Origin of the sequence: Vibrio sp. 10N.222.55.C7 (assembly GCF_041473335.1) — a bacterium.
Classification (GTDB): Bacteria; Pseudomonadota; Gammaproteobacteria; order Enterobacterales; family Vibrionaceae; genus Vibrio; species Vibrio crassostreae_C.
In genome coordinates this window covers 1-1,712 of record NZ_JBFRSC010000064.1, presented here as the reverse complement: position 1 = coordinate 1,712, position 1,712 = coordinate 1, and the positions used below count along the sequence as shown (strand labels likewise).

General features: G+C 42.3%; 1 protein-coding gene. It reads left to right on the top strand.

The window, feature by feature from the left end:
* Positions 1-1,476 precede the first annotated feature (1,476 nt).
* On the top strand, positions 1,477-1,712 hold a 236-nt coding region (locus AB4482_RS20750; protein WP_372181567.1), incomplete at its 3' end, for a transposase.

The following is a 1,712-nucleotide window of genomic DNA, read 5'->3' as shown; positions in this document are numbered from 1 at the left end:
GATAAAATATATATTTAATCATTATTTTTATAATAATTAATTTATAATTTATAATGAAAAATTTAGAAAAGCGCAGTAATAATGTATATACAGAAGAGAGTTTTAACGAATCCCGCCCTCTGGCCAACTTTGAGTTCAAATGGCAAAACTTCGCCCTAACCTCCTTCTTTGGTGTGTTCGCTGGTATGCCTCTACGACTTTGAGCTCTGCCAATCTAAGTTATACGTTGGCCGAACACGGCATCCTTGTTAATCGTTCTACGATTTACAGCTGATTGGGGTATTGAACACATTTCCCCGAAAAATTCATCCTCCATCTAATTAGTAGACGATTTGGGAATCTTGCATGCCAATAGCGGAACTGGTTACATCTCAACAGAAAAATGTCCTCAGCAGTACTCATGTTCTTTAGGTTTTAAGCTCGTTACTTGATGGATTAGAGGTTGATATCGAAAGGGAAGTCCCACAAGATCCGTTGAGAGCAGTGTTTTATTTTCTCATTAGTTGCTCCCGGCCAGCTTCCATGACAGTAACCATCAACGATCTCATATGTCGTTTTTTTCTTTTTCCTATTTTGCTCAGAACCCCAGCAGAACACATCACTTGATTTGGCATTCACACATGCTCAGATTGTTACGGTGTTCACCTTAACTTCGCCGATCCCGCCTAGAACCTCTCCCTTTAACGCCCTCCTTAATTCGTGAAAGGGCGACCTTAGCCTACGTCAGACGTGATAAACTTTATAGCTCTTAGTCTTCTACAACGGCAAAAGGCAAATCATACGCTCCTTTTTGCATAACTTTTCGGCATAATTAAACCTAATTCTAGGTCGGAAAACCCCAAGCGGGCTAATTGAACTGGCCCCAAGTTTAGAGAGAGCTTTACCTGCCCTGATTCGAAAAGAAGAAATCTGAGGGTTGGGTGGTAACACTCACTCGATTACGACTTATGTCTTCCTCTGGCATAGAACTAGCAGATTCTCCCACTAAGTATTAGGCTCGTCCCTCTGCCGTGTATTGGACTCGCCCCGAAGGAGCCTCTGTCGCGTTTCTACTTCGCTTTCTACTTCGGATTAAAGAAGTTATTAAAGCCTTGGTGAAGATTAAGCACAGATTGCTGGAAGGCGATTGAATCATATTACTTCAACCATTGGTATTTACGCGATTTCTTGGCAACTGCAAGTAGTGGCTTGATGTCCTTTTTAGGATTCAGCGTGACACCATGCTTGCGGTGCATATGAGACTTTAAATGTAGAGCTTTGTTATACGCTTTTTTGTTATACGCTTTATAGCTATAACAGTTTCAACCGACTCAAATCTGTGCGTACCAGCTGTAACGAAAAACTCTCTGGCTATATCTACTTCCTCGCCATTCAAAAGCCTGCAGGCTATGCCGATAGGCTTTGTTGCGTAATTCAATAGAACTAAATCAAGAACCTACGATCTGATCAGCTACCTCCACTCTCACTCGTAGCTCTATGCCTAAACCTCGTTACAAAACAACCAACTGGCAGCAATACAACCAATCACTCATTAACCGTGGCTCTCTGACCTTTTGGATTGATGAAGAGGCGATTAGCGGGTGGGCGCAAAGCAAACAGAATAAGCGCGGTAGGCCACGTCGATTCAGTGATTTAGCTATCACGACAGCACTCATGGTGAAACGCGTGTTTTCTATGCCACTGAGAGCGTTACAAGGATTTATCAACTCGAT